Annotated in this window: 20 protein-coding genes; 15 read left to right on the top strand and 5 right to left on the bottom strand. The window is 64.5% G+C overall.

Translation table 11 applies throughout. From position 1 onward, the window contains the following. Positions 1-36: 36 nt before the first annotated feature. From FY036_RS18255 to FY036_RS18245, 3 genes are read right to left on the bottom strand one after another with little or no spacing between them, the layout of a single operon-like run. Complete coding sequence (locus tag FY036_RS18255; RefSeq protein ID WP_148916189.1) at positions 37-696, bottom strand: class I SAM-dependent methyltransferase; 660 nt, start codon at positions 694-696, stop codon at positions 37-39. A gap of 4 nt (positions 697-700) precedes the next feature. Next, positions 701-1,957, bottom strand: a complete 1,257-nt coding sequence (locus tag FY036_RS18250) for a DUF3419 family protein (protein ID WP_148916188.1) — start codon at positions 1,955-1,957, stop codon at positions 701-703. 19 nt (positions 1,958-1,976) lie between these two features. Beyond that, positions 1,977-2,810, bottom strand: coding sequence for a UDP-2,3-diacylglucosamine diphosphatase (locus tag FY036_RS18245; protein ID WP_148916187.1), 834 nt, complete (start codon positions 2,808-2,810; stop codon positions 1,977-1,979). A gap of 140 nt (positions 2,811-2,950) precedes the next feature. Here FY036_RS18245 and FY036_RS18240 point away from each other — a divergent pair, with 140 nt between their 5' ends. Then, positions 2,951-3,880 carry a sugar phosphate isomerase/epimerase family protein gene (locus FY036_RS18240; RefSeq protein ID WP_161601167.1) on the top strand — a complete coding sequence of 310 codons (930 nt, stop codon included), beginning with the start codon at positions 2,951-2,953 and terminating at the stop codon, positions 3,878-3,880. Beyond that, positions 3,870-5,366, top strand: coding sequence for an amidohydrolase family protein (locus FY036_RS18235; protein WP_148916185.1), 1,497 nt, complete (start codon positions 3,870-3,872; stop codon positions 5,364-5,366). Before FY036_RS18240 ends, FY036_RS18235 begins: the two co-directional genes overlap by 11 nt. On the opposite strand, the gene FY036_RS18230 is transcribed toward FY036_RS18235, so the two are convergent. Continuing rightward, the gene (locus FY036_RS18230) at positions 5,353-6,723 is read right to left on the bottom strand and encodes an NAD(P)/FAD-dependent oxidoreductase (RefSeq protein ID WP_148916184.1); all 1,371 of its coding nucleotides are present in this window, start codon (positions 6,721-6,723) and stop codon (positions 5,353-5,355) included. The two genes, FY036_RS18235 and FY036_RS18230, sit on opposite strands and share 14 nt — an antisense overlap. 215 nt (positions 6,724-6,938) lie before the next feature. Between FY036_RS18230 and FY036_RS18225 the strand changes: the two genes are divergently transcribed. Genes FY036_RS18225 through FY036_RS18205 form a run of 5 tightly spaced genes read left to right on the top strand, consistent with a single transcriptional unit; the run spans position 6,939 to position 10,626 of the window. Further along, positions 6,939-7,514: a sigma-70 family RNA polymerase sigma factor gene (locus FY036_RS18225; protein ID WP_148916183.1), complete on the top strand. Its 576-nt coding sequence runs from the start codon at positions 6,939-6,941 to the stop codon at positions 7,512-7,514. Further along, the gene (locus FY036_RS18220; protein ID WP_148916182.1) at positions 7,511-8,164 is read left to right on the top strand and encodes a ChrR family anti-sigma-E factor; all 654 of its coding nucleotides are present in this window, start codon (positions 7,511-7,513) and stop codon (positions 8,162-8,164) included. Before FY036_RS18225 ends, FY036_RS18220 begins: the two co-directional genes overlap by 4 nt. Position 8,165: 1 nt before the next feature. Next, positions 8,166-8,981: a DUF1295 domain-containing protein gene (locus FY036_RS18215; protein ID WP_148916181.1), complete on the top strand. Its 816-nt coding sequence runs from the start codon at positions 8,166-8,168 to the stop codon at positions 8,979-8,981. After that, entirely contained in the window at positions 8,978-10,021 is a 1,044-nt protein-coding gene (locus FY036_RS18210) for an SAM-dependent methyltransferase (RefSeq protein WP_148916180.1), read from the top strand. Before FY036_RS18215 ends, FY036_RS18210 begins: the two co-directional genes overlap by 4 nt. Positions 10,022-10,023: 2 nt before the next feature. After that, on the top strand, positions 10,024-10,626 hold the full coding sequence (locus FY036_RS18205) for a hypothetical protein (RefSeq protein WP_148916179.1): 603 nt from the start codon (positions 10,024-10,026) through the stop codon (positions 10,624-10,626). On the opposite strand, the gene FY036_RS18200 is transcribed toward FY036_RS18205, so the two are convergent. Further along, positions 10,588-10,992, bottom strand: a complete 405-nt coding sequence (locus FY036_RS18200; RefSeq protein WP_148916178.1) for a DUF2177 family protein — start codon at positions 10,990-10,992, stop codon at positions 10,588-10,590. The two genes, FY036_RS18205 and FY036_RS18200, sit on opposite strands and share 39 nt — an antisense overlap. 118 nt (positions 10,993-11,110) lie before the next feature. On the opposite strand from FY036_RS18200, the gene FY036_RS18195 reads away from it, so the two are divergent. The 8 genes from FY036_RS18195 to FY036_RS18160 all read left to right on the top strand — a co-directional run bounded on the left by FY036_RS18195 (position 11,111) and on the right by FY036_RS18160 (position 22,808). After that, positions 11,111-11,491, top strand: coding sequence for a DUF2147 domain-containing protein (locus FY036_RS18195; RefSeq protein WP_148916177.1), 381 nt, complete (start codon positions 11,111-11,113; stop codon positions 11,489-11,491). Between the two features lie 13 nt (positions 11,492-11,504). Then, positions 11,505-12,947: a cryptochrome/photolyase family protein gene (locus tag FY036_RS18190; RefSeq protein ID WP_148916176.1), complete on the top strand. Its 1,443-nt coding sequence runs from the start codon at positions 11,505-11,507 to the stop codon at positions 12,945-12,947. Beyond that, entirely contained in the window at positions 12,944-13,789 is an 846-nt protein-coding gene (locus tag FY036_RS18185) for a DUF1365 domain-containing protein (RefSeq protein ID WP_148916175.1), read from the top strand. The genes FY036_RS18190 and FY036_RS18185 overlap by 4 nt, the downstream gene beginning before the upstream one ends. 145 nt (positions 13,790-13,934) lie before the next feature. Next, positions 13,935-14,795: a cellulose biosynthesis protein BcsN gene (bcsN, locus tag FY036_RS18180; protein WP_161601166.1), complete on the top strand. Its 861-nt coding sequence runs from the start codon at positions 13,935-13,937 to the stop codon at positions 14,793-14,795. Positions 14,796-15,020: 225 nt separating this feature from the next. Continuing rightward, complete coding sequence (gene bcsA / locus FY036_RS18175) at positions 15,021-17,213, top strand: UDP-forming cellulose synthase catalytic subunit (RefSeq protein WP_148916173.1); 2,193 nt, start codon at positions 15,021-15,023, stop codon at positions 17,211-17,213. Then, the gene (locus tag FY036_RS18170; RefSeq protein ID WP_148916172.1) at positions 17,210-19,552 is read left to right on the top strand and encodes a cellulose biosynthesis cyclic di-GMP-binding regulatory protein BcsB; all 2,343 of its coding nucleotides are present in this window, start codon (positions 17,210-17,212) and stop codon (positions 19,550-19,552) included. The genes bcsA and FY036_RS18170 overlap by 4 nt, the downstream gene beginning before the upstream one ends. Then, entirely contained in the window at positions 19,549-20,595 is a 1,047-nt protein-coding gene (locus FY036_RS18165; RefSeq protein ID WP_201744801.1) for a glycosyl hydrolase family 8, read from the top strand. Before FY036_RS18170 ends, FY036_RS18165 begins: the two co-directional genes overlap by 4 nt. Next, the gene (locus FY036_RS18160) at positions 20,586-22,808 is read left to right on the top strand and encodes a tetratricopeptide repeat protein (RefSeq protein WP_148916171.1); all 2,223 of its coding nucleotides are present in this window, start codon (positions 20,586-20,588) and stop codon (positions 22,806-22,808) included. The genes FY036_RS18165 and FY036_RS18160 overlap by 10 nt, the downstream gene beginning before the upstream one ends. Positions 22,809-22,847: the final 39 nt, after the last annotated feature.

Below are 22,847 nucleotides of genomic sequence, written 5' to 3'. Positions count from 1 at the left end.
GGCTTTCTTCGCCCCCGCGTCGAGGCAGGTCAATCGTCATCCACGTCGAACGACCGAAATCCACGAGAAGCCGCGATGCAACCGCGTCTCCGTCGTCCCGCCCCCGAACTCTGCGGCCACAGCTGAGGCGACGTCGAACAGGTCGTTTCGCGGCTTCACATGGTGGAATCTCAGCCATGAATACATAGCAGCCCGCGACCACGCCGGAAGCCCGGCCATGTCTCCGAAGTCCGCGATGTGAAGTTCGCCGCCGGGGCCAAGGTGGCTCACCGTTGCGGCCATCACCGCCCTCCATTGTGGGATCATCGACACCGCGTAGGATATGAAGATGCGGTCGTAGCCGGACCGGCCGAACGTCGTTGCAGGGTCGAACGTCGTGGCGTCGGCGTGGGCCAGCCGGACACTACCGCGCAACCCGCCGCGCTCCAACGCTTCACCCGCTGCGGCCAGCATTTCCTGTGAAATGTCGATGCCGTGAAACGCCGCTGCCGGGTAGAGTCGGGCAGCCTGAACGAGGTTCCGCCCAGTTCCGCAGCCTATCTCGAGCACCGTGCCGCCAGGTGGCGGGTTCAGGCTCGCGATCAGCGGGTCACGGCCGAGCAGATAGTATTTCCGCGTCGCGTCATAGATCCCGAACCGCCGCTGGTAGCGATAGATGCGGTCCATCAGCAGCGCATGTTCCGAAGACGTCGCCATTGGCTCAGCCTCGGAAACCGTGGAGATGGAAACCGCCGTATATAGACGAGCGGTCTTTCTCGTGCAGCGCCAGCGAAGCATCGCGGCGATACTCCCAACGGTCGAGGATCGTATCGTCCACACGCCCCGGAAGCAGGTTCTCTGGAGCCGCCGTGCGGAAGATGACCCGTGCGCCCGGCCTCGCGGTTCGAGTGATTTCTCGCCACAGGGCGTTCAGTTGCCCGTCCGTCATCCAGTCCTGAGCGTCGAGCAGAACAACCCGGTCTATAGAGGCTGCGGGCTTGGCCGCAAGCAATTCGGTGATCGACGCGTTGACGACGGATGCGCGGCCCACGCGTTCGCGCAGAACCTCGAAGTTCTGGCGTGAAAGATATGGCGGCAGCGGCGCGTCCACTTCACCGTAGCCGCGACCAAAGGCCTGCCACGCAAAATAGTTCTCCGACAACGGGAAGCCGCAAGCGAGCTTTTCGAGCCGTTCGCGCAGCACCGCAGCCATATGGCCGTCACCGGCGAGCGCGTCGTATTGTTGCGGCGGGATGCCCAGCCCGAACAGCGAGGAGCGCTGGCCCGTTGCCCAGCGCACCAGCCGCTTTTCGAAGAGCGGCGCCAGCGCCGTTTTGAAGAAGCACCGCTGTTCGTCGAGTGAACGAGCCTCGAGAAGACGGCGTGGATCGACGCCATAGAGGCGCGCGACCCCATGCCCCAGCCCGATAAAACGCCCGAGCAGCCCATGCCGATAAAGATTGCGCGAGAACATTGATATGCGGCGGCGGCCGGAAGCGGAGCGTCTCTCCCAGTAATCGCGGCTAGTCTCGTCCAGCGCCGGCCGTATGTAGCGCTCGTAGGCGTCCAGGTTCGCGCGGTCGTCGGCCCTGCCGTAGAAACGATGAAACGAGTCGTAGTCGGGAAGATTGGCCAGCGCCGCCAGCTTGAGCCGGTTGAAGGCGATATGTGCCGGGTTGAGATCGACGGCCTCCACCCGTGCCGGATCCGCCAGCAGGTAGGAGAGCGCGTTGCAGCCGCCAGATGCGATCGTGACGACATGGTGCCCCGGCTCGATGCGAAGCGCCTCCATGTCGACGTCGGGGTCCTCCCATATCTGGGCGTAGACGAGACCATGGAAAAGCCGGGCAAAGGCATATTCTGCAAGTCCGGAACGAGAGAAGAGCCGGTTGCGGCGTACCGCATGCTGCAAGCGCCGGCCGGCATCGGCGGCGCCTCCCGCCGGCAGGGTTTGCGCCTCGGTTGCGATCAGGTCCATTCGCAATATCCTTCCGGGTTCAGGCCGCGCGTTGCTGCGGAAGCATCGCCAAACTGCGTCCCGCGTTGAGTGTCTGGCTGAATGCGGGCCAGTGGATGATCTCCATGCGCCCGTCTTCGTGCTCCACGACAGCCGTGCAACTTTCCACCCAGTCGCCGGTGTTGATGTAGATGAGGCCGTCGAAGTCGCGCTGCGCGGCGCTGTGGATGTGGCCGCAGATCACGCCGTCAACGCCGTGGCGCGCTGCTTCGGCGGCCAGCGTTTCCTCGAAGCGGCCGATGAAGTTGACGGCATTCTTGACCTTCAGCTTGGCCCAGGCCGACAGCGACCAGTAGGTGAAGCCCAGCTTGCGGCGCACCCAGTTGATGCGTGTCGAGATCGCCAGCGCGATCTCGTATGCCCAGTCGCCCAGATAGGCGAGCCATTTGACGTGGCTGATGACCATATCGAAGGCGTCGCCGTGGATCACGAGGTAGCGCTTGCTGTCCGCCGCCTGGTGCAGCGCCGTCTCGCACACCTCGATCCCGCCGAAATGGGTCCCGTAGAAGTCGCGCAGGAATTCGTCATGATTGCCCGGCACGTAGACGATGCGCGCCCCCTTGCGCGCCTTGCGAAGCAGCTTCTGCACCACGTCGTTGTGCGATTGCGGCCAATACCAGCCGGAACGCAACCGCCAACCGTCCACGATGTCGCCGACCAGATAGATGGTCTCCGCGTCGTGATGCTTCAGGAACTCCAGCAGCGCCTCGGCCTGCGCTCCCTTGGTCCCAAGGTGCAGGTCGGAGAGAAACAGGCTGCGATAGCGCCTAGGCTGGACGCTGTCGTTCGAATCTTCATGTCCTGTCCGTCTCATGCCGCGTGTTTACGCAGCCCTGCGTGACAGGCGCATGACGCCACCGCGAAGCGACATTCCATGTCCAGACCGCGATACGCACGCGCCCGAATCTCGGCTACTGTACGCACGACTGCGAGCCAACTTCGAAGGACATGACCATGCTGCCGAACGGTGCGACGGGTACGGGAATCTCGGCCCACAAGCGGGCAAACGATCTGAGCGACTTCGCCGATGAGCTCGATATGATCGAGGCGCTGGGCGTCGAGGCCATCGAACTGCCCACCTACGACATGGACATCGTGATCGGCGGCAAGATACGCCAGCCACAGTTGGACGCGCTGAGGCGCGCGTGCTCAGGACGTAATGTCGTCTACTCTGCCCATGGCGCACTTGCCATCAACTTCATGGACGAGCCATGGAGGCTGCCGCGCCATATGGAAGTGCTGAAGGCCTCGCTGGAAGTCGCCGCCGAAGTCGGCGCGGAACACTACGTGATCCATTCGGGCCTGATGCCGCAGCAGCAGGGCGATGCCGTCGAGGCCGCCTACGACCGGCAGCGCGAATGGCTTTCGCGCGGCGGCGACCTGGCAGCTGAGCATGGGCTGTATCTCTGCGTAGAGACGCTGTTTGCCGGTTATAACGGCCGCGAACTCGCGATGTCGCCTTCGCGCTTGGCCAGCGAACTGGACAAGATCGCACATCCGCGCGTCGGCGCCACCTTCGACTTCAGCCACTCGCTCATCAAGCTGGACTATGACGGCCGGCGCGAAGACTTCATCGAGGAGGCAAAGGCGCTTGCCCCGTGGTCGCGGCACCTGCACATCCACGACAGTTTCGGCAGGCAGGATGACATCTGGATGTATGTCGAAAGCGAACGGGTCGCCTACGGCCACGGCGACCTGCATCTGCCGGTCGGATGGGGCGACATGCAGTGGGAGAAGATCGTCGCCGAATGCGAGTTTCCGGAAGGCGTGCTTTTCAACATCGAGCTGGACAAGCGCTACTGGTACGCCGCGCAGGAGACGGTGGACGCCACAAGGCGACTTGCGGGAATGGCACGCGTGAAGGCCGCGCCGCGTGCCGCCTGAGCAGACGACGCAGCTCGGCGATCTGGCTCTGGGGCAGCGTCCGGCGGGACCGACATGGCTCGGCGCTCGCTGGGTCGTCGGCAACGAGGATGGCGCTCACGTCCTCCACGAGGATGCGGGCATCGTCATCGACGGCAACGAGGTCGTCTTCGTCGGCAAGCGCTTTGAACGCGAAGTCGCGCGTCGGATCGAACTCGGCAACGTCCTGATCGGACCCGGCTTCGTAGACCTGGATGCGCTGTCCGACCTCGACACAACCGTGCTCGGGCTCGATGCCCAACCGGGCTGGCGCAAGGGTCGCGTCTGGCCGCAAAGCTATGTCGCGCGCGGGCCATACGAGATGTATTCGCCCGAAGAACTGGCCTTCCAGAAACGCTATGCGTTCGCGCAATTGTTGCTCAACGGCGTCACCACGGCTGCTCCGATCGCCTCGCTTTTCTATCGTGAGTGGGGCGAGACCGTCGGCGAGTTTGAAGCAGCGGCCCAAGCCGCCGACGATCTTGGCCTTCGGGTCTATCTCGGCCCGGCCTACCGCTCCGGCGGAATGGTCGTTGATGTCGAAGGCCGGGTGCACCCCGTGTTCGACGAGGCACGCGGGCTTGACGGGTTGCGCGCTGCGCTGGCCTTCAGCGAACGCAACGAAGATACGCGCGACGGCCTGATCCGCACGCTTCTCGCGCCCGACCGCGTGGAAACATGCACGGCAGAGCTGTTGACGCAGACGGCGCGCGCGGCAGACGTGCGCGGCATCCCGATCCGCCTTCACGCCGCGCAGGGCGACATGGAAGTGGCAACCATGCGCAAGCTCCACGGCAAGACTGCGCCACAGTGGTTGTCCGAGCTGGGCGTGCTTTCGCCCCGGCTGATCGCCCCACATGCCACCCACGCAACGACTGAGGATTTGGCGCTCTACCGCGACCATGGCGTCAGCATCGTTCACTGCCCGCTGGTCTTCGCCAGGCATGGCGAGGTGCTTCGCTCGTTCCGGTCCTGCCGCGACATCGGGCTGAACATCGCGTTCGGGACCGACACCGCGCCGCCCGACATGCTGATGAACATGGCAATTGGGCTTATGATGTGCCGGGTGGCAGAAGGGCGAGCGGATGCCTGCTCGTCGGCCGAGATTTACGATGCCGCGACGCTGGGCGGAGCCCGCGCACTCGGCCGCAGCGACATTGGCCGTCTCGCCCCCGGCTGCAAGGCGGACCTGGCGATCTTCGATCTCGCCTCGCCGCGAACAGGCCCGTCTTTCGACCCCATCCAGACGCTGATGGTGGCAGGCAGCGGCGCGATCGTGAAAGCGGTCTTTGTCGACGGCCGGCTGTCAATGCGGGACGGCAGCGTCCCCTCGTTTGATTTGGCGTCCGCGCAGGTTCAGGCCGAACGGCAGTTCGAAGGGCTGATTGCGAAGTATCCCGACCGCACCTTTGGGCACCCGGAAGTCAGGGAGATATTTCCGCCGTCCTACCCGATCAGGAAGGAATAGCCTCGGTAGCCTCCAGCGCGACTGGAAGCGCCGGTTGCGGCCGGCAGAAGATGCGGTCCGATTCGCCCTGCACGGTCCATGGACGGCGCACTCCACCCAGGCTTTCCGCCACAGCAAGCCCGGCCTGAATTGCGTCCTCATGGAAGCCAGAGCCGAAATAGGAGCCGCAGAACCACGTGTTACGCATGCCTTGCAGCGACCACAGCTTGCCTTGTGCTTCCAGCGTCGTCGCGCTGAACAACGGATGGTCGTAGGTGCCCCGCCAGATCACCTTGTCTTCAGCCGGCGGACTAAGCGGGCTCAGCGTAACGAACAGCGGCGACGTGTCCGGGATACCCTGCAACCGGTTCATCCAGTATGTCACGCACGGCTTCTTGCGTCCGCGCTCGTCCACCTGCGAGCTGGCCAGGTAATTCCAGCTCGACCACACCTTGGGTCGCCGCGGCATGAGCGAGGCGTCCCGGTGGAGCACGGTCTCGTTACGGCCATAGGTGAACGCGCCGAGCAGACGCCGTTCCTCGTTGGACGGATCGGCAAGCATCTTCAGCGCCTGGTCGGCGTGGGAACCGACGACCACATGGTCGAACCATTCCGGTTCACCGCCGGCCGTCGTGATTTCAACGGCCCCGTTTACACGCCTTACGGATGATACGGCGGCACCGGTCCTGATGGTATCCCGGAAGCTGGCGACAAGGCGCTCGACATAGGCGCGGCTGCCACCATCGACGGTGCGCCACACCGGCCTTCGAAAGAACTTCAGCAGGCCGTGATTCTCGCAAAACCGGATGAAGGACACTGCGGGGTAGTCGCCGATCTCCATCGCCGGCGTCGACCAGATGGCCGCCGCCATCGGGTAGAGATGGTCCTCGCGGAATGCCGTGCCGAAGCCGGCTGTGTTCAGATATTCGTCGAGACTTGCCGACGGGCCGATGCCACGCACATCTTCGGGCGCGGCTCGATAGAATCGGACGAGATCGCGCAGCATCGACCAGAAGCGCGGGCTGGCGAGGTTGCGCCGCTGCGCGAAAAGGCCGGCAAGATTGGTGCCCGAATATTCGAGCGCGCCGTCGTCCATCGAGACGGCGAACGACATATCAGACGCCTTGGTGGGAACATCCAGGTGCCGAAACAGGGCAGAAAGATTGGGATAGGTGGCGTCGTTATAGACGATGAAACCGGTATCGACGCTCGCTTCGCCCGCATCGACAGTGTGGCAGTGACCACCAATGCGGCTGTCTGCTTCGAACACGGTTACTTCGTGGCGCTGCGACAGCAGCCAGGCGGCCGACAGGCCGGCGATACCAGTGCCGATCACCGCGATTTTGAGGGGGCGTTCGGACTCGGAAAAGTGACGCATGTAAATCCTTCACACCGGCATCGTGGTGGCTGTCGATTTGATATTGTAGTTTCGCTAGGTTCTACGGGCTTAAGTTACGGACGGATCACTGCAAAAGTTTCAGTGTTGTCCGTCGAGTGATCCGGCAGACGGACAGTCGCGTATCAGGGTGCATGCATGAAGCGTCGAACCAGAACCTGCCCAGCGAAGGCGTACCGGTCCCAGCAAGGATGCGGATGGCCATCGTGAGTCTTGGGGAAGGACTGCCGGTACCGCCGGCGGACGAACTGGCGCGATTTGTCATTGCCGTGGCGACGAATCGCGACCGCAACGCCTTTGCGGCCCTGTTCCGGCATTTCGGACCGAGGCTGAAGACCTTCTTCATGCGTGGCAGCATGTCTGCCGGGCTGGCAGAGGATCTTGTCCAGGAAACCATGCTGTCCGTATGGCGCAAGGCATCTTATTTCGACCCTGGACGGGCAGGTGTCGCGACATGGGTGTTCACCATCGCCAGAAACCTGCGGATCGACCATTTGCGCCGCCAGCGCAACCCGGCCGATCTTCCTCCCGATCCGGAGGAAGAACCTCAGACACTGGAAGATGCGCTGCTGGGGGCGGAGCGAGACCTACGGGTGCGCAAGGCCCTGTCCGGGCTCTCGCCCGACCAGCAGACCATCATCCGGCTGGCATACTACAGCGAGAAATCGCAGACCGAGATCGCGAGCGAATTGGGGATACCGCTCGGCACAGTGAAATCGAGGGCCAGGCTGGCCATGAACCGCCTGAGAGCCCTGTTGGAAGACGAAGAATGACCCTACACCATCACGCCACCGACGAGACGCTGATGCGCTATGCCGCCGGCACCCTGGCCGCCGGTCCCGCCATCGTTGTCGAGGCCCATCTGGCGCATTGTTCCGCCTGCCGCGCCCGCGTTGGCGACTATGAGGCTCTAGGCGGCGCCGTGCTCGAAGAGACCGAGCCGACGCAGCTCTCACCAACGGCGCTTGCCGACGTTCTGTCGCTGATCGATGGCGAATCGTCCGAGCCAACCGCACCCCCTGCGCCGCTCGAACCCGTGCAGATCGGCCGTGTGCGGCTGCCCGACTCCCTGCGCGGCTGCGACATCGGGCGCTGGCGCTGGATCGGTCCCGGCATGCATATGAGCAGGATCGGCGTACCGCATGATCCAGACGCGAACGTGATCCTCATCAAAGTCGGCCCCGGACGCGCGCTGCCCGATCACGGCCATGTGGGCACCGAGTTCACCTATCTCGTGAGCGGCTCATTCACCGATAAGTTCGGTCAGTTCAAGGTCGGCGATCTCGCCGAGATGGACGAGGATATCGAGCACCAGCCGATCGTGGATGAAGGCCAGGAGTGCATCTGCCTTGCCGCGATGGAAGGCAAGATGCGCTTCAACAGCTTCCTCGGCCGGATGCTGCAACCCATCTTCGGCATCTGACATGAGCGTGGCGACGCTTTTCATCGCCGTCGCCGTGGCTTTGTCGGCCGTCATGGCCCTCGCCGCGCTCGCGGTCATACGCGGCGCAAAGTCAGGCTGGGTAGATGCCGTGTGGTCTTTCCTCGTGGGTGCCGCCGGTGTCACGGTCGCGCTGGTCCCCGTCGAGGGGTGGGATGGCGACTCTGTGCGCTCGGTCATGGTCGCGACGCTCGCCGGTCTCTGGTCGCTTCGCCTCGGGCTCCATATAGTCGCCCGCACCAAAGGCGGCGGCGAGGATCCTCGCTACGCGGCGTTGAAGGAGGAATGGGGCGAAGAGTGGCGCACCCGCATGTTCAGCTTCCTGCAAATCCAGGCAGCGGCAGCCTTGTTGCTCGCAGGCGCGATCTTTCTGGCCGCGCGCAACCCCGCGCCTGGTTTGCAATGGAGCGACATCGTCGGTGTCCTGATCCTGATGGCGGCCGTTGTGGGCGAAGGCGTCGCAGACGCACAGCTCACACGTTTTCGTAGTGAGAACAGGGGCAAGGGCAAGGTCTGCGATACCGGCCTTTGGGCACTTTCGCGCCATCCGAACTATTTCTTTCAATGGCTTGGCTGGACCGGCTACGCCGTAATCGCAATCGGGCCCGACGGCATGTGGATATGGGGCTGGGCAGCGCTGGCGGGTCCTCTCTTCATGTACTGGCTGCTGGTTTACGCGTCCGGCATCCCCCCGCTGGAAGAGCACATGATGCGCTCGCGCGGCCCGGCCTACGCCGAATATCGCCGGCGGGTGAACGCCTTCTGGCCAGGACCGCAACTTAAGGAGACGCCGACATGAACCTCGCCGTAACCGCGATTGCCGCAGCAGAACGCCTTCCGCTACCCGATGCCGCACTGCGTTTCGGTGTCGACCAGCTTGTCGGCCGCACCCGGCGCCGGCTCGCAGGTGGCCAAGGCGTTGCCGACCCCGAATTTGCGCGCGCGATGGAGCGCTGGCCAATCGCGGTGCATGTCGAAGAGGCCAACGAACAGCACTACGAACTGCCGCCCGCATTCTTCGAACTGGCGCTCGGGCCCCGGCGCAAATATTCGTGCTGCCTCTATCGAGCGGTGGATGCGACGCTTGAGCAGGCGGAGATCGCCGCACTGGAGGAAACGTGCGCACACGCCGATCTGCGCGATGGCATGACGATCCTCGAACTCGGCTGCGGCTGGGGTTCGCTGTCGCTGTTCATGGCGGAACGCTATCCGAACGCCAGCATCGTCTCGGTCTCCAACTCGACGCCACAACGCCTGCACATCGAAACCGAGATCGCGCGGCGCGGCCTGACCAACCTGAGGATCGTCACGGGCGACATGAACGCATTTACGCCGCATGGCAAATTCGACCGCATCGTCTCGGTCGAGATGTTCGAGCACATGTCCAACTGGCGTGCCCTGTTCGAGCGTGCGCGCACATGGCTGCACGCGGACGGTCGGATGTTCATCCACGTCTTCTCTCATCGCGTGAGCGCCTACCGCTTCGACCATGCCGACAAGGCTGACTGGATCGCACAGCACTTCTTTACGGGGGGCGTCATGCCCAGCCACGGGCTTGTTCGCCAGTTTGGCGACACATTCACTGTCGAGCGAGACTGGCGCTGGAACGGCCGCCACTACGAGCGCACGGCCATGGACTGGCTGAAGAATTTCGACGCCAACCGCGCAGCGATCACAAAGATATTCGAGGAAACCTACGGCTCGGATGCGCAGTTGTGGATGCGCCGCTGGCGCCTCTTCTTCCTCGCTACCGCAGGCCTGTTCGGACACGCCGGGGGCGACGAATGGGGCGTCAGCCATTATCTGCTTCGGCCGGTCGAACAGCCAGCACGGGCGTGACAATGCTACGCTTCTGGCGTGAGCCGATGGCAGCCTTGCGCGCCTACACCGCACACCCCGATCCGCTGGTCGCGTCTGCCAACTTCCTTGCGCTGTTGGTCGCGTCCAACCAGCCCTTCTACCCACTCTATCTTTACTGGATCGTGAGCGAGACGGTCTGGCCCGCCTATTACACGTTCCTGTCGACGCCGTTCTTCCTTGCCGTGCCTGCGCTGGCGCGCAGGAACACGATGGCCGGACGCGCGCTGCTCCCGCTCACCGGCATCGGCAATGGCATCATGTGCGCCCAGCTGTTCGGCGTTCAGTCCGGCGTGGAAATATTCCTCATTCCCTGCGCGGTCCTGGCTTTGCTGCTGTTCCGGCCACACGAGCGCTGGCTCGGATATCTCCTGGCCGGCATGGCCTTCGCCGCCTACCTTGTGCTCGGCGACTGGTACGGTTCGCCGGCAGTGGTCTACACCGCAGAAGAGTACGCAGCCTTCATTCGCCTTAACGCGGTCAGCGCCGCCGCGCTGACTGTCTGTGCAGCACTGGTCTTCTCCAACGTTCTGGCTCAGACCGAAAAGTCAGCCGCTGAACTTGCTCGCCGCCGCGAACCCGGCTGAAGCACCGACGGCGGTGACGAACGCACCCCAAGGAATGTCGGCGAGCGTCACGGCCAGCGGCCAATCCCTCAGAGTGGCGTGGTTGGTCAGGTCGTACGTCGCATAAGCGACGATGCCCAGCACCGCACCGTTCAGCGCAGCCTTGGGCAGCCCTCCGCCCGCAAGGGCAGGCATCACCGCGAAGAACACGATACCGCCGATATAGATCAGATAGAAAAAGACGGCGGGCGCCAACTTGAACTGAGGCTCCAGCTTGTCGCCCAGCAGCGGACGATAGAGCGAGTCCGCCATGGTCGTCAGCCAGATCGCGTCGACAATGAGAAAGGCAAGTCCGGCCGCCACATAGGCGATGAGAATGGTCTTCATGTTGTGCTCCTGTGGCGATGCACTTTCTACGGCGCTTGGATCGCTTCGGATCACAGCTCGAGTGAACCGAACGGGACTTGTCTGCGTATAGGAGGGTGACCAACGAGGACGAACGGCAATGAAGAACCCGGCAATTTTGACCGTAGCCGCCTTCCTGCTTGCTGGCCTTCCGGCTATCGCACAGGAGGCTGCGGAACCTAACGGCGTATGGATGCGCGACGACGGCAACGCCCGCGTTGAAATTGCCCCATGCGGAAACAATCTGTGCGCAACCAACCTTTGGATCCGCGATACCAGCAAAGGTGAAGAAGTTGGCGACAGGCTCGTGATGTCGCTCGAGCCGCAGTCGGAGAATACCCTGGCCGGCACGGCCTATGATGAAAAGCGCGACCGCACATATTCCATGACCTTGCAGGTGGCCCAGAACAGCCTGGTGACGCGTGGATGCGTGCTTGGCGGCGTGCTGTGCCGCGATGTGAGCTGGACGCCTGCCGATTGAGGAAGTCCGCAAGATGAGCGAAGGCCCGACGCTTGTCCTGTTTCGAAACGACCTGCGGATAGCCGACAACGCCGCCTTATATCATGCGGCGGAGGCGGCTTCGCCTGTGCTTCCCGTATTCGTTCTGGACGAGGAGAGCGACGGTGTGCGGCCACGCGGCGGTGCATCTCGCTGGTGGCTGCACCACTCGGTTGCGGCACTCGAGAAGCAGCTCGATAGGCTTGGCGCGCGCCTTGCCGTCCGCAGGGGAAGAATGACGGAGGTCGTCGACGACCTCATCGCCGAAACGGGTGCTTCTTGCGTCTTCTGGAACCGCCGCTACGACCCGGGCGGGATCGCCAGCGACACTGCGATGAAATGCTCGCTTCGTCAGCGCGGACTGCACGCCGAAAGCTTCGAAGGGCACCTGCTGCACGAACCTTCGCGCCTCAAGAACGGCTCTGGATCCTACTACAAGGTGTTCACACCGTTCTGGAAAACCCTCTCTTCCGGCCCCGAGCCTCGTGATCCGGTCGATGCGCCTTCCTCTCTGCACGGCTGGGAGGGAAAGGTCGACGCGCTGCGCATAGACGACGTTCTCCCGCTCCCCACTGCGCCGGACTGGGCGGGCGGCCTGCGCGAAAACTGGTCCCCGGGTGAACATGGCGCTCACGAACGTCTGGAGGCGTTCCTGGAAGACGGCCTCGACGACTATGGAGAAGGGCGCGACTTCCCGGCCCGGCCTGCAACCTCCCGGCTATCTCCACATCTGGCGCATGGCGAGATCACGCCCTATCAGATTTTTGCTGCGTTGCGCGATGGCCGTGGGAAGGCAGGAAGTGCGGACGTCGCCACTTTCCGCAAGGAGGTCGGCTGGCGCGAATTCTGCCACCATCTTCTGTTCCACAATCCCGAGCTTCACCGGAAGAATTTCCAGCCATCATTCGATACTTTCGCATGGGTGTCCGACGACAAGGCCCTGCGCCGCTGGCAGAAAGGCCTGACCGGCTATCCGATCGTCGATGCCGGCATGCGGGAACTGTGGCAGACCGGCGCCATGCACAACCGCGTCCGCATGATTGCCGCGTCGCTCCTCACCAAGCATCTCCTGATAGACTGGCGAGAGGGGGAGCGCTGGTTCTGGGACACGCTGGTCGATGCCGACCCCGCCAGCAACCCCGCCAACTGGCAGTGGGTGGCGGGATCAGGCGCCGATGCGGCACCCTATTTCCGCATATTCAATCCGGTTCTTCAGGGCGAGAAGTTCGATCCGAAAGGCGACTATGTTCGTCAATTCGTGCCGGAGCTGGCGAAGCTGCCCAACCGCTACCTTCACAAACCGTGGGAAGCGCCCAAGGATGTACTCGCCAAAGCCGGGATGGAACTCGGCAAAACCTACCCCCCGCCCGTTGTAGACCATGGCCGCGCGCGTGATCGTGCCCTTGCCGCCTATCAGGCCATGAAGGACGAAGCATGACCTCCGAGCGCATAACCACCATGGCCGCCAATGGGCCGCCGCCGGGTGCTCCAGCCGCACTCTATCCGGGCAAGGTCATGCATCAGCGGCTGAAGCCGTTCGGCCACCGCTTCGAATACTCGGTCTTCTCACTTCTGGTCGACATCGACAGGCTGGACGAACTTGCAGGAATGACGAGGCTGCTTGCCGTCAACCGCGCGGGCATCCTGTCTTTTCGTGAAGCCGACCACGTCGAGCAGACGGGTGAGACGCTGCGGCAGTTCGTCGACCGGCTGCTTTCAGGCGCGGGGCTGCACCGACCTGCCGCGCGCGTGTTGTTGCTCGCCTATCCGCGCGTCTTCGGCTACGTCTTCAATCCGATCTCGGTGTTCTTTGCCTATGACGGCAACGGCGAGCTGCTCGCCCTCATCTACGCCGTGCGCAACACATTCGGCGAGCGCCACATCTATATCGCCCCCGTCGAAGCCACCGACTTGACGCCTGCCGGCGTGAGACAAACGCGCGCCAAGGTCTTTCACGTCTCGCCATTCGTCGGCATGGACGCGCGCTACCATTTCCGCGTTATGCCACCCGGCAGGACGGTACGGCTGCGCATCCACGAAACCGAAAGCGGCGAGCCGCTGCTGGCGGCGACGTTCCACGGCGATGCGGTTCCCCTCACCGATGCTTCGCTCGCCGTATGCCTCGTCAGGTTCCCGTTCATGACACTGAAGGTGGTGGCCGGCATTCACTGGCAGGCCCTAAGACTGTGGCTAAAAGGCGCTCGTTTCCACAAGAGCCCCCCGCCGCCCGCGCTCTCAAGCTACCGGGATACCGGTGCGGAGAAGTATCGAACGTTTTGATCGCTTGCCGCTTTCGTCGTTTCGCCTGAGGCGCTAGGAACAGCTGGGGATGGTGGGCCAACCGATTCGGGCAAGGATGACGACTGGAGCGCAAACTCTGGCCGGCAGAGGCCAAAATGAACGAAAGCATCCGGCGCGGCAACTGATGCCTGCACTGTTCGGTCTGCTTCTGGTCGCCTGTGCACAGACTGACACGCAGCTGGAGCGATCTTCGCTGGCGCGCGGCGTTGCCGCGCAGGAGGCGATTGCATTGCTGCCGCCCGGCGGACCCTCGATCGCCGGCATTGTTGAGAGGCGCTACTCCAACGCCATCCAGCAGGACATCGCGCTGACCACACGGTCCGCCGTTTCCGGCCAGAATCTCTTGCGCGTGCAGATTTTCGGCCCTGTCGGCCGGGAGGGCGGCGAAACGCCTCTGGTCGACCGCCGGCTTCACGACGCGGAACTGCGGCGTGAGATGCGTGCGCAGTTTCCCGGCGTCGCCATGCAGCGCTCGCCGCTTTATACCCAAAACGGCTACGGCCCGTTCGGCTACGCGACCGGAACGTCGGGCGCAGACCTTTGCCTCTATGCCTGGCAGCGTATCGCCGGCAGCCGCAACGGGGCGCCCTTCGGCAATCTCGGCACGGTTCAGGTACGCCTGCGCATATGCCAGGCGGGAGCCAGCGAGCGGGGCCTTCTGGCGCTGATGTACGGCTACACGATCAACGCATCCTTCGGCGGGGAAAACTGGAACCCCTACGGCACCCCGCAGGCGGCAGACCCGCGGCTTGGCAGTCCGGGCCAGGTGATCGTGCCCGGCTCATCCACCGGCTTCGACACGATGCTCGATGCGCCAGCCCCTCCCCGGGAACAGGCAGTGAGGCGGGTTGCCGCCCCGCCGCCACAAGCCCCTGTCCGGCCGGTGCTGCCTGCGCCGCCGCCCGGTGCTCCGCTCATCCCGCCGCCGCCTGCCGCGCAGGCCGAACCGGCGCCCGTCGTGCCGCCGCCCCCGCCGGGACAATAGTTCACGCAATCAGGATGTCGCCCGCCGACTTTACCAAAGATTAAGCAGGATCAGAGCTTTGCCGGCAATGATCGCACAAATGCCAAACTCTAGCGCCCCTCATCGGTTGAAGTGGGGATCGGCTTTGCGCCACCTTCGAGTGCACCTGAAAAATCGGACCGGGTGGCATCATCGCGTTCACCGGAACGCTCGCCGTTTCGACGGCGGTACGACGAGGGATTTGCGATGAGCAGGCTTCTTATTGTGCTTTTGTGGGCGGCGGCTGCCGTCATGGTTCTGCTGATCGTATCGCTGCCTATAAACCTGCAGACCCACCTGATCGCCGGCGCTGTCGTCCTGACGGCAATGATGACGCTGAAGCTCGTAGGCGCCGGAGGGACCTGGCGGCTGATCGCGCTCGCGCTCGGCACGGCCATCGTCATGCGCTACGTCTATTGGCGCACGACGAGCACGCTGCCGCCGGTCAGCCAGTTGGAGAACTTCATTCCCGGCCTGCTGCTCTATCTGGCGGAGATGTACAGCGTGTTCATGCTGGCGCTCAGCCTGTTCATCGTTGCCAAGCCGCTTCCCTCCCGTCCGTCCATTTCGGTCGCGGAAGAGGATTTGCCCACGGTCGACGTCTTCATACCGACATACAACGAAGAGCCTTCGCTGCTGGCCGACACGATCGCCGCGGCGCAAGCGATGGACTATCCGAAGGATCGCTTCACCGTCTGGCTGCTGGACGACGGCGGAACCGTGCAGAAGCGCAATGCCGACAACGTCGTGGCAGCGCAGGAGGCCGAAGAACGCCACGCCGAATTGCAGAAGCTGTGCGCGGATCTGGGGGCGAACTACCTGACGCGCGAGCGCAACGAGCACGCAAAGGCCGGCAATCTCAATAACGGCCTTGCCCATTCGACTGGCGCGCTGATCGCCGTGTTCGACGCCGACCACGCGCCGGCCCGCAGCTTCCTGCGCGAGACGGTGGGCTATTTCAACGAAGACCCGAAGCTCTTCCTCGTCCAGACGCCCCACTTCTTCCTGAACCCCGATCCGCTGGAACGTAATCTGCGGACTTTCGAGAAGATGCCGTCAGAAAACGAGATGTTCTACGGCATCATCCAGCGCGGTCTCGACAAGTGGAACGCGTCGTTCTTCTGCGGCTCTGCCGCCGTGCTGAACCGCAAGGCGCTGGAAGAAACGCAGGGCTTCTCCGGCATCAGCATCACCGAGGATTGCGAGACGGCGGTTGAGCTTCACTCGCGCGGGTGGAACAGCGTCTATGTCGACAAGCCGCTCATCGCAGGGCTCCAGCCGACGACGTTTGCCAGCTTCATCGGCCAGCGCAGCCGCTGGGCGCAGGGGATGATGCAGATATTGCGGTTCCGTTTCCCGCCGCTCAAGCGCGGGCTGAGCCTGCCGCAGCGGCTGTGCTACATGTCGTCCACGCTGTTCTGGCTGTTTCCGTTTCCGCGCACGATCTTCCTGTTCGCGCCGCTTTTCTATCTGTTCTTCGACCTTCAGATCTTCACGGCATCGGGGGGCGAGTTCCTCGCCTACACGCTCAGCTACATGGTCGTGAACCTGATGATGCAGAACTATCTCTACGGCAATTTCCGCTGGCCATGGATTTCGGAGCTCTACGAATACATCCAGTCGGTGCACCTGCTGCCAGCCGTCGTGTCGGTGATGCTCAACCCGCGAAAGCCCACCTTCAAGGTGACCGCCAAGGACGAATCGGTTTCCACCAGCCGGCTGTCGGAGCTGAGCCGGCCGTTCTTCGTCATCTTCGCGGTGCTGCTTGTGGGCGTGGCCGTCACTGCATGGCGGGTCTATGCCGAACCGTGGAAGGCGGACGTCACGCTGGTGGTCGGCGGCTGGAACCTGCTGAACCTGATCCTCGCCGGCTGTGCGCTGGGTGTCGTTTCGGAGCGCCGCGAATGGACGGCCACGAGGCGCGTGAAGGTCAACCGCCGCTGCGAGTTCGGGCAAGATGGCCAGTGGCTTCCCGCCACGATCGAGGATGTGTCGGTGAACGGCGCGCGAGTGCGCGTATACGGGAAGAACGTACAGCCGCTGATAGCGCAGGGGCACGCCAACCTTCGTTTCATCCCGCAATCCGGCGGCGAACGGGCAATGCTCCCCATCGATATCCGCAACAGCGAGAAGGACGGCGAAGGCGTCATGATCGGCTGCCGCTACATACGCTCGGCGCCTGAGCATCACCGTCTCGTGGCCGATCTGATCTTCGCCAACGCGGAGCAATGGACGCAGTTTCAGCATACACGCAGGCGCAACCCCGGCGTCTTGCTGGGCACGGTCTGGTTCCTGCGCCTCTCCTTCTTCCAGACCTGGCGAGGCCTGGTCTATTTCATGCGCGGCGTCCGCGGCTCCCAGGTTCAGGAAGCGCCGCTGCCCAGCGGGGCAAAAGCATGAGATTGCTGCTGGCCGCATTGCTGGTGGCAGGCGCGTCTGGCGCTGCCGCCCAGCAGCAACCGTTCGACATGACACCTGAGCGCCCACCGGTGGAAGAAGCGGAACCGCTGCCCCAACCGGCGCCAACGGAAGATGACGTGGAGGAAGAGCCCGAGCCCGAAGCAGCGCAGCCCGTGCAGCCGGTTCGGCCAACGCAGCCAGCCGCCGAGGCTCGCCGCCAGCTGCTGCCGGACGGCAATCTGGTTCTTGGCGGCGAAAGCGCATCGCGCAGCTGGGCCGTCCATCTCACGGCCGCGCAGGCCGCTTCGGCCGCGACACTGCATCTGGGCTATCAGAACGCCGTGGTAGCCGCGCCGGAAAGCTCGCGCCTCCAGGTCTTCATCAACAACACGGTCGTGGCCGATCAGGCGGTGCGGTCGGCCGACGGCGTCGCCTCCATCGAGGCCGCCGTTCCGCCGGGGCTGTTGCGGGCGGGGCGCAACGATCTGACCATGCGCGTGCGCCACCGCCACCGCACCGACTGCACCATCGCATCGACCTACGAATTGTGGACCGAGATCTACGCGGCCCAGACCTACCTCTCATTCTCCGATTCCGCCGCAAACACTTTCGTCGGCGTGAGCGACCTGCGCGCCCTCGCGCCGGATGCCGAGGGTCGGACCATGGTGGAGATCGTCGCGCCCGCGATGGAGCGGCTGGACATGACCGCGGATATCCTGCGGCTTGCGCAGGCCGTCGCGCTCTACGCCAACCAGACCAACCTGGAGTTTTCGATCGCCAGCGCCATCGATCCTGAACGGCGCGACCAGTCGCTGCGCGTGCTTTTGGGTTCGCTTGAGGAACTTCAGATGGCCGCGGGAACGTTGCCCCCCGGTGCCGCGCAGGGTTCGGTGACGACCTTCCTGCCGCGCAACGGCGAAAGCGTACCGACGCTGGTGGTGAGCGGCCGCAGCCGCGAGGAATGGAGAGCGGCGATAGACCAGCTCCTCGCCCCAGTGGACCGGGCGGGCGGCACGCGGCGCGAAGCGCTCATAACGGAATCGTGGCGCACCCCCAACGCGCCCATGGTGTACGAGCAGCGCAACCTCACCTTTGCCGAACTGGGCATCCCTTCCGAGCAGTTTTCGGGCAGGCGATACATGCGCAGCTTCACTTTCGCCATTCCGGCCGACTTCTATGCCGGCTCCTATGGCGAGGCGCGGCTGCTTCTGGACGCGGCCTATTCGTCGGCGGTTCTGCCCGGCTCGTCTATCAACGTCTACGTCAACGGCAATATCGCAGCTTCCATGCAGCTGACTGAGCGGCGCGGCGCGATCCTCAACCAGATGCCGATCAAGGTGACCATGAGGCATTTCCGGCCGGGTCTTAACGAGGTCACCGTCGAGGCCGAGCTGCTGACCGAGCAGGACGACGCCTGCCTGCCCGGCGCGGCGGCGGACGAGACGCCGCGCTTTGCGGTTTTCGACACTTCGCGCTTCGTGATGCCCGATTTCGGGCGCATCGGGCAATATCCGAACCTGTCCGCCACGGCGGGCACAGGCTATCCCTATGGCCTGGCCAACGACCCGGTCGCCATCGTGCTGGAACGAGACGACCTCGCCGGCATCTCCACCGCCGCGAACATGCTCGCGCGCATCGCGCTTGCGGCGGGGCGCACCATACCGGTTTCCGCGACAACCTCGACCGATGCGGCCCGGCAACAGGACGCGATATTCATCGGTGCGATCAACGCCATCCCGGCCGGCGTGCTGGCCCAGGTGGGCGTCAACGAGGATAGTCGCACTTCGTGGACAACAGCAGCGGCGGCACCCGCCGGACAGGGACCCGATCAGGCCAGCCTGGACGACTGGAGGCGCCAGATGGAACGCCCCGGCTTCGGCGATATAGGCGACTGGTTCTCGCGCACCTTCGGCATCACCATCGACATGATGCGCTTCACGCCCACAGACGACACCGCCTATCTCCCCTCGCAGGCCGATGCGCTGCTAATAGCGCAGGGCACCAATCCGGCGGGCAACGGCGTGTGGACCGTGATTGCCGCACCGAGCACGGACCAACTTGCCGCCGGCTCCGCCGGACTGGCCGATCACCGCACATGGGGACAGCTTTCGGGCAGGGTCACGACACTGGGCAGCGACCTGCGGACGACGATGTCCAGGCCCGTGGCGTCGGCATCCTTCGTCGAATCGCAGCCACCCTCCTTCACCAACTATCGCCTGATCGTCGCCAACTGGCTGTCGGCCAACATCCTGTCCTATTCGCTCCTGCTGGTTGTCGCCTGCGTCTTGCTCGGCATCGGAACATCGGGGCTTCTATCCCGGCTGGGGAGACGCAGGTGAAGCATATCCTCACCGTCCTTTGCATGATCGCGGTCTTCTGGCCCATGAATGCCCTCCCCCAAAACCGCACCCCTTCGGTCGAACCGCAGGAATGGGTCGCCTACAAGGCGCGTTTCGTGCGCGAGGACGGCCGCGTCGTGGACGACGCGAACGGAGACATTTCGCACAGCGAGGGACAGGGCTACGGCCTGCTGCTGGCCTGGCTTGCCGACGACCGCGCCGGCTTCGAACATATCTGGTCCTTCACCCGCACCCGGCTGATGCTGCGGGACGACGGGCTTGCGGTATGGAAATGGGATCCTGCTGCCACCCCGCCGGTCACGGACCCGAACAACGCGTCCGACGGCGACCTGCTGATCGCCTATGCGCTGGCACTCGCCGGGCGCGGCTGGAGCGAGCAGCGCTTCGTGGATAGCGCCCGGCAGATCGCCGAGGCGCTCGCGGCTCACGCCATCTACGACTTCGACGGCCGGACCCTGCTGCGGCCCGGCGCCGTCGGGTTCGACGCGGCCGATCGACCCGACGGGCCCGTCGTCAACCTGTCTTACTGGATTTTCGAAGCGTTGCCGGTGATGGCGGAGCTTGCGCCGGAAGCCGGCTGGGAGAGCCTCGGGCAGAGCGGCGTCGAGCTTGTGCGAGCGGCAGCGTTCGGCGACAGGAAGCTGCCGCCCGACTGGCTGGCAATTGGGGACACGCTGAAACCGGCGGAGGGTTTTGCTGCCGAATTCAGCTATAATGCCCTGCGAATCCCTCTCTATCTCATGCGTGCGCAGGATGGAGACATGGAGTTGTTGAGACGTCTGCGGGATGGAATTGCCGGTGCGAATGGAGGGGTAGCACTGGTCGACCTCGAAACGGGCGCGGTGAAGGAAGAACTTATGGACGCAGGCTACCGCATCATACAGGCGTTTGCGGGATGCGTTTTGGATGGCACGACGTTGCCTGAAGACCTGCGCCGTTTCGAGCCGACCGTCTACTATCCCTCGACGCTGCACCTGCTCTCGCTCGCCGGCATCAGGGAGGCTCACCCGCAATGCCTGTGACAACGCGGTGGCTCGCCGCTTCGGGAAGCGTCTGTCTTGTCTCTCTGGCTCTTGCCGCGCCGGCGATGGCGCAGGCGTCCACGCACTGGCGCATCGAGGACCCAGCCGTTTCGGGCGAGGTGACGGGCACTGGTGCCCCACACCGCCTCGATGAAGCGCCCTCGGCAGAGGAGCAGATGCCGCCGCAGCTGGCACAGGCGCCGGCCGCTGAGGCAACGCCTCAGGCTGCGCCCACCCCTGCCAACGTGGATGAGACGGCCCTCCGCTTCTTCGCCCGGCAGGGGGACACGCGACGGCTGGAAATCGAAATCGCCCGCCTGCGCGCACTCTATCCGGACTGGACCCCACCGGCCGACCCGCTTGCCGTGCCGGTCAATGTGGACGAGCAACTGGAAGCTGTATGGGAGCTTTACTCCCAGGGCCGGCTCGCCGAGGCGCGGCAGGCTATCGCACAACGCCAGGGCGACGAACAGGGCTGGCAGCCTCCTGCCGACCTGCTCGACCGGCTGGCGCTGGCGGAAGCGCGGGAGCGTCTCATAAACGCATCCGAGATCGATCAGTACGAGACGGTCATCCGGCTCGGCTCGGAAAACCCGCAACTCCTGACCTGCGGCGAGGTGGACGTGCTGTGGCGCGTCGCTGAAGCCTTTGCGCGCACGGAGCGTCTGGCGCGGGCGCAGGATGCCTATCGCTACATCCTCACCAGTTGCGACAACGCACAGGAGCGGCGGGCCACGCTCCAGAATGCGAGCCAGCTGCTCGACCAGCCCATGCTCGATGAATTGTTGGCGCTCGAGCGCTTCGACGATGCCGGCACCGGCGAGTTCGCACCGGTGCGCGACGACCTCGCCCGCAACGCGGTAGCGCGCGGCGGCGAGGACGCGACGGCCACCGTGCCGGCCGAGCAACTTGCGCGGGTGGACCGGCTGGCGAGCGAGGGGCGTGCGGCCTCCGACGCGCGGCTGCTCGGCTGGTACTACCTGCAGCGCGAGAATTATGTCGAAGCCGAGAAATGGTTTCGCATGGCGCGCGAAAGCGAGGATTCCGCAGACGCTTCGGAAGGCCTTGCCCTGGCGCTCATGGCGCGCGGGCAACATGCCGAGGCCGAGGAAATCATCTATCCATGGCGCGGCGAGACGGAGGATACGCGCAACGTCTATCTGGGTGCCGCCGCCAACCTGCTCGGCACGGAACCCCGGCCTACCCTTGCAGCCGAGGTGCTCACACGCATCGTCGCAGAGGTCGCGGCGGCGCGTGATGTCGCGGCCGCCCGCCAGCTGGGCTGGTATGCCCGGGCGTGGGAACAGCACGAGACGGCGGGCCAGTGGTTCTCGACGGCGCTGGGCTGGAACCCCGACGACGAGCCTTCGGCCTACGGCCTCGCGCTGACCCGACACCTTTTGGGCGACGCGGCGGGACTTGCCGACATCAAGCGCATCTGGGCCGGGCGCTCGGACCGTATCCAGCAGGTGGGCTTGGCCGTCACCGAGCCCGCCCCGGCCGTTCCCACAACGCCTGCCCCACCGGTGCAGCAACGTAGCTCGGCACCTGCGGCCGCGCCGGCTGCTATGCCGCAGACTGGGATTGCCGCGTCCGCCTATGCGCCAACCTCCCCGATTGCCCCAAACGTAGCGCCTCAGGCAGCACCGGCGACAGCGACGCTGGCTCCCGCCACGAATACACCAACGCAGCCCACGCGCCGGTCGTCCTGCGGCGCGGGATCGGCATCTCCCGGCCCGGAGGCGTCGCTGCAGCAAGGCTGGTGCCTGATGGACGCGAACCGACCGGTCGAGGCCGCGCGTGCATTCGAGATAGCCCTTCAGGCTTCGTCAGAGCGTATCAGGCGGGATGCCGCGTGGGGACAAAGCCTTGCATATCTGCGTTCCGAATTGGTCGACGAGGCGGCGGTTGCCGCCGTGGCGGCCCCGCAGACGCCGGCGCGGGCAAACGAACTGCAAACGGCCATCCTGGCCCAGCGCGCGGCCGGCGCGTTCGAGCGCGGTCGCTATGTAGAGACACTGCTGGCACTGGACCAGCGCGCCCAGATTGCGCCCGAGCGTATCGACCTGATGGTGCTGCGCGGCTACGCCTATCTGCGCCTCAACAGGACCGGCGACGCCCGCCGCGTCTTCCGGGCGGTCGCCGGCACCGGCGACCGCGAAGGTCTGCGGGGACTGGCCGCGGTCGAAGCAGAATTGCAACAGACGCGGTGAACCAAGGCAGTGCGCCGGGCGATGATGGGCAACTCCATC

Origin of the sequence: Neoaquamicrobium microcysteis, from assembly GCF_008180155.1 — a bacterium.
Lineage (GTDB): Bacteria > Pseudomonadota > Alphaproteobacteria > Rhizobiales > Rhizobiaceae > Aerobium > Aerobium microcysteis.
This window is presented reverse-complemented; position numbering and strand designations above follow the sequence as displayed.

Bases quoted from the DNA above. Each gene is read 5' to 3' on its own strand.
- FY036_RS18255 (WP_148916189.1), bottom strand. From the start codon at position 696: ATGGCGACGTCTTCGGAACATGCGCTGCTGATGGACCGCATCTATCGC.
- FY036_RS18250 (WP_148916188.1), bottom strand. From the start codon at position 1,957: ATGGACCTGATCGCAACCGAGGCGCAAACCCTGCCGGCGGGAGGCGCC.
- FY036_RS18245 (WP_148916187.1), bottom strand. From the start codon at position 2,810: ATGAGACGGACAGGACATGAAGATTCGAACGACAGCGTCCAGCCTAGG.
- FY036_RS18240 (WP_161601167.1), top strand. From the start codon at position 2,951: ATGCTGCCGAACGGTGCGACGGGTACGGGAATCTCGGCCCACAAGCGG.
- FY036_RS18230 (WP_148916184.1), bottom strand. From the start codon at position 6,723: ATGCGTCACTTTTCCGAGTCCGAACGCCCCCTCAAAATCGCGGTGATC.
- FY036_RS18225 (WP_148916183.1), top strand. From the start codon at position 6,939: ATGGCCATCGTGAGTCTTGGGGAAGGACTGCCGGTACCGCCGGCGGAC.
- FY036_RS18220 (WP_148916182.1), top strand. From the start codon at position 7,511: ATGACCCTACACCATCACGCCACCGACGAGACGCTGATGCGCTATGCC.
- FY036_RS18215 (WP_148916181.1), top strand. From the start codon at position 8,166: ATGAGCGTGGCGACGCTTTTCATCGCCGTCGCCGTGGCTTTGTCGGCC.
- FY036_RS18210 (WP_148916180.1), top strand. From the start codon at position 8,978: ATGAACCTCGCCGTAACCGCGATTGCCGCAGCAGAACGCCTTCCGCTA.
- FY036_RS18205 (WP_148916179.1), top strand. From the start codon at position 10,024: ATGCTACGCTTCTGGCGTGAGCCGATGGCAGCCTTGCGCGCCTACACC.
- FY036_RS18200 (WP_148916178.1), bottom strand. From the start codon at position 10,992: ATGAAGACCATTCTCATCGCCTATGTGGCGGCCGGACTTGCCTTTCTC.
- FY036_RS18195 (WP_148916177.1), top strand. From the start codon at position 11,111: ATGAAGAACCCGGCAATTTTGACCGTAGCCGCCTTCCTGCTTGCTGGC.
- FY036_RS18190 (WP_148916176.1), top strand. From the start codon at position 11,505: ATGAGCGAAGGCCCGACGCTTGTCCTGTTTCGAAACGACCTGCGGATA.
- FY036_RS18185 (WP_148916175.1), top strand. From the start codon at position 12,944: ATGACCTCCGAGCGCATAACCACCATGGCCGCCAATGGGCCGCCGCCG.
- bcsN (WP_161601166.1), top strand. From the start codon at position 13,935: ATGCCTGCACTGTTCGGTCTGCTTCTGGTCGCCTGTGCACAGACTGAC.
- bcsA (WP_148916173.1), top strand. From the start codon at position 15,021: ATGAGCAGGCTTCTTATTGTGCTTTTGTGGGCGGCGGCTGCCGTCATG.
- FY036_RS18170 (WP_148916172.1), top strand. From the start codon at position 17,210: ATGAGATTGCTGCTGGCCGCATTGCTGGTGGCAGGCGCGTCTGGCGCT.
- FY036_RS18160 (WP_148916171.1), top strand. From the start codon at position 20,586: ATGCCTGTGACAACGCGGTGGCTCGCCGCTTCGGGAAGCGTCTGTCTT.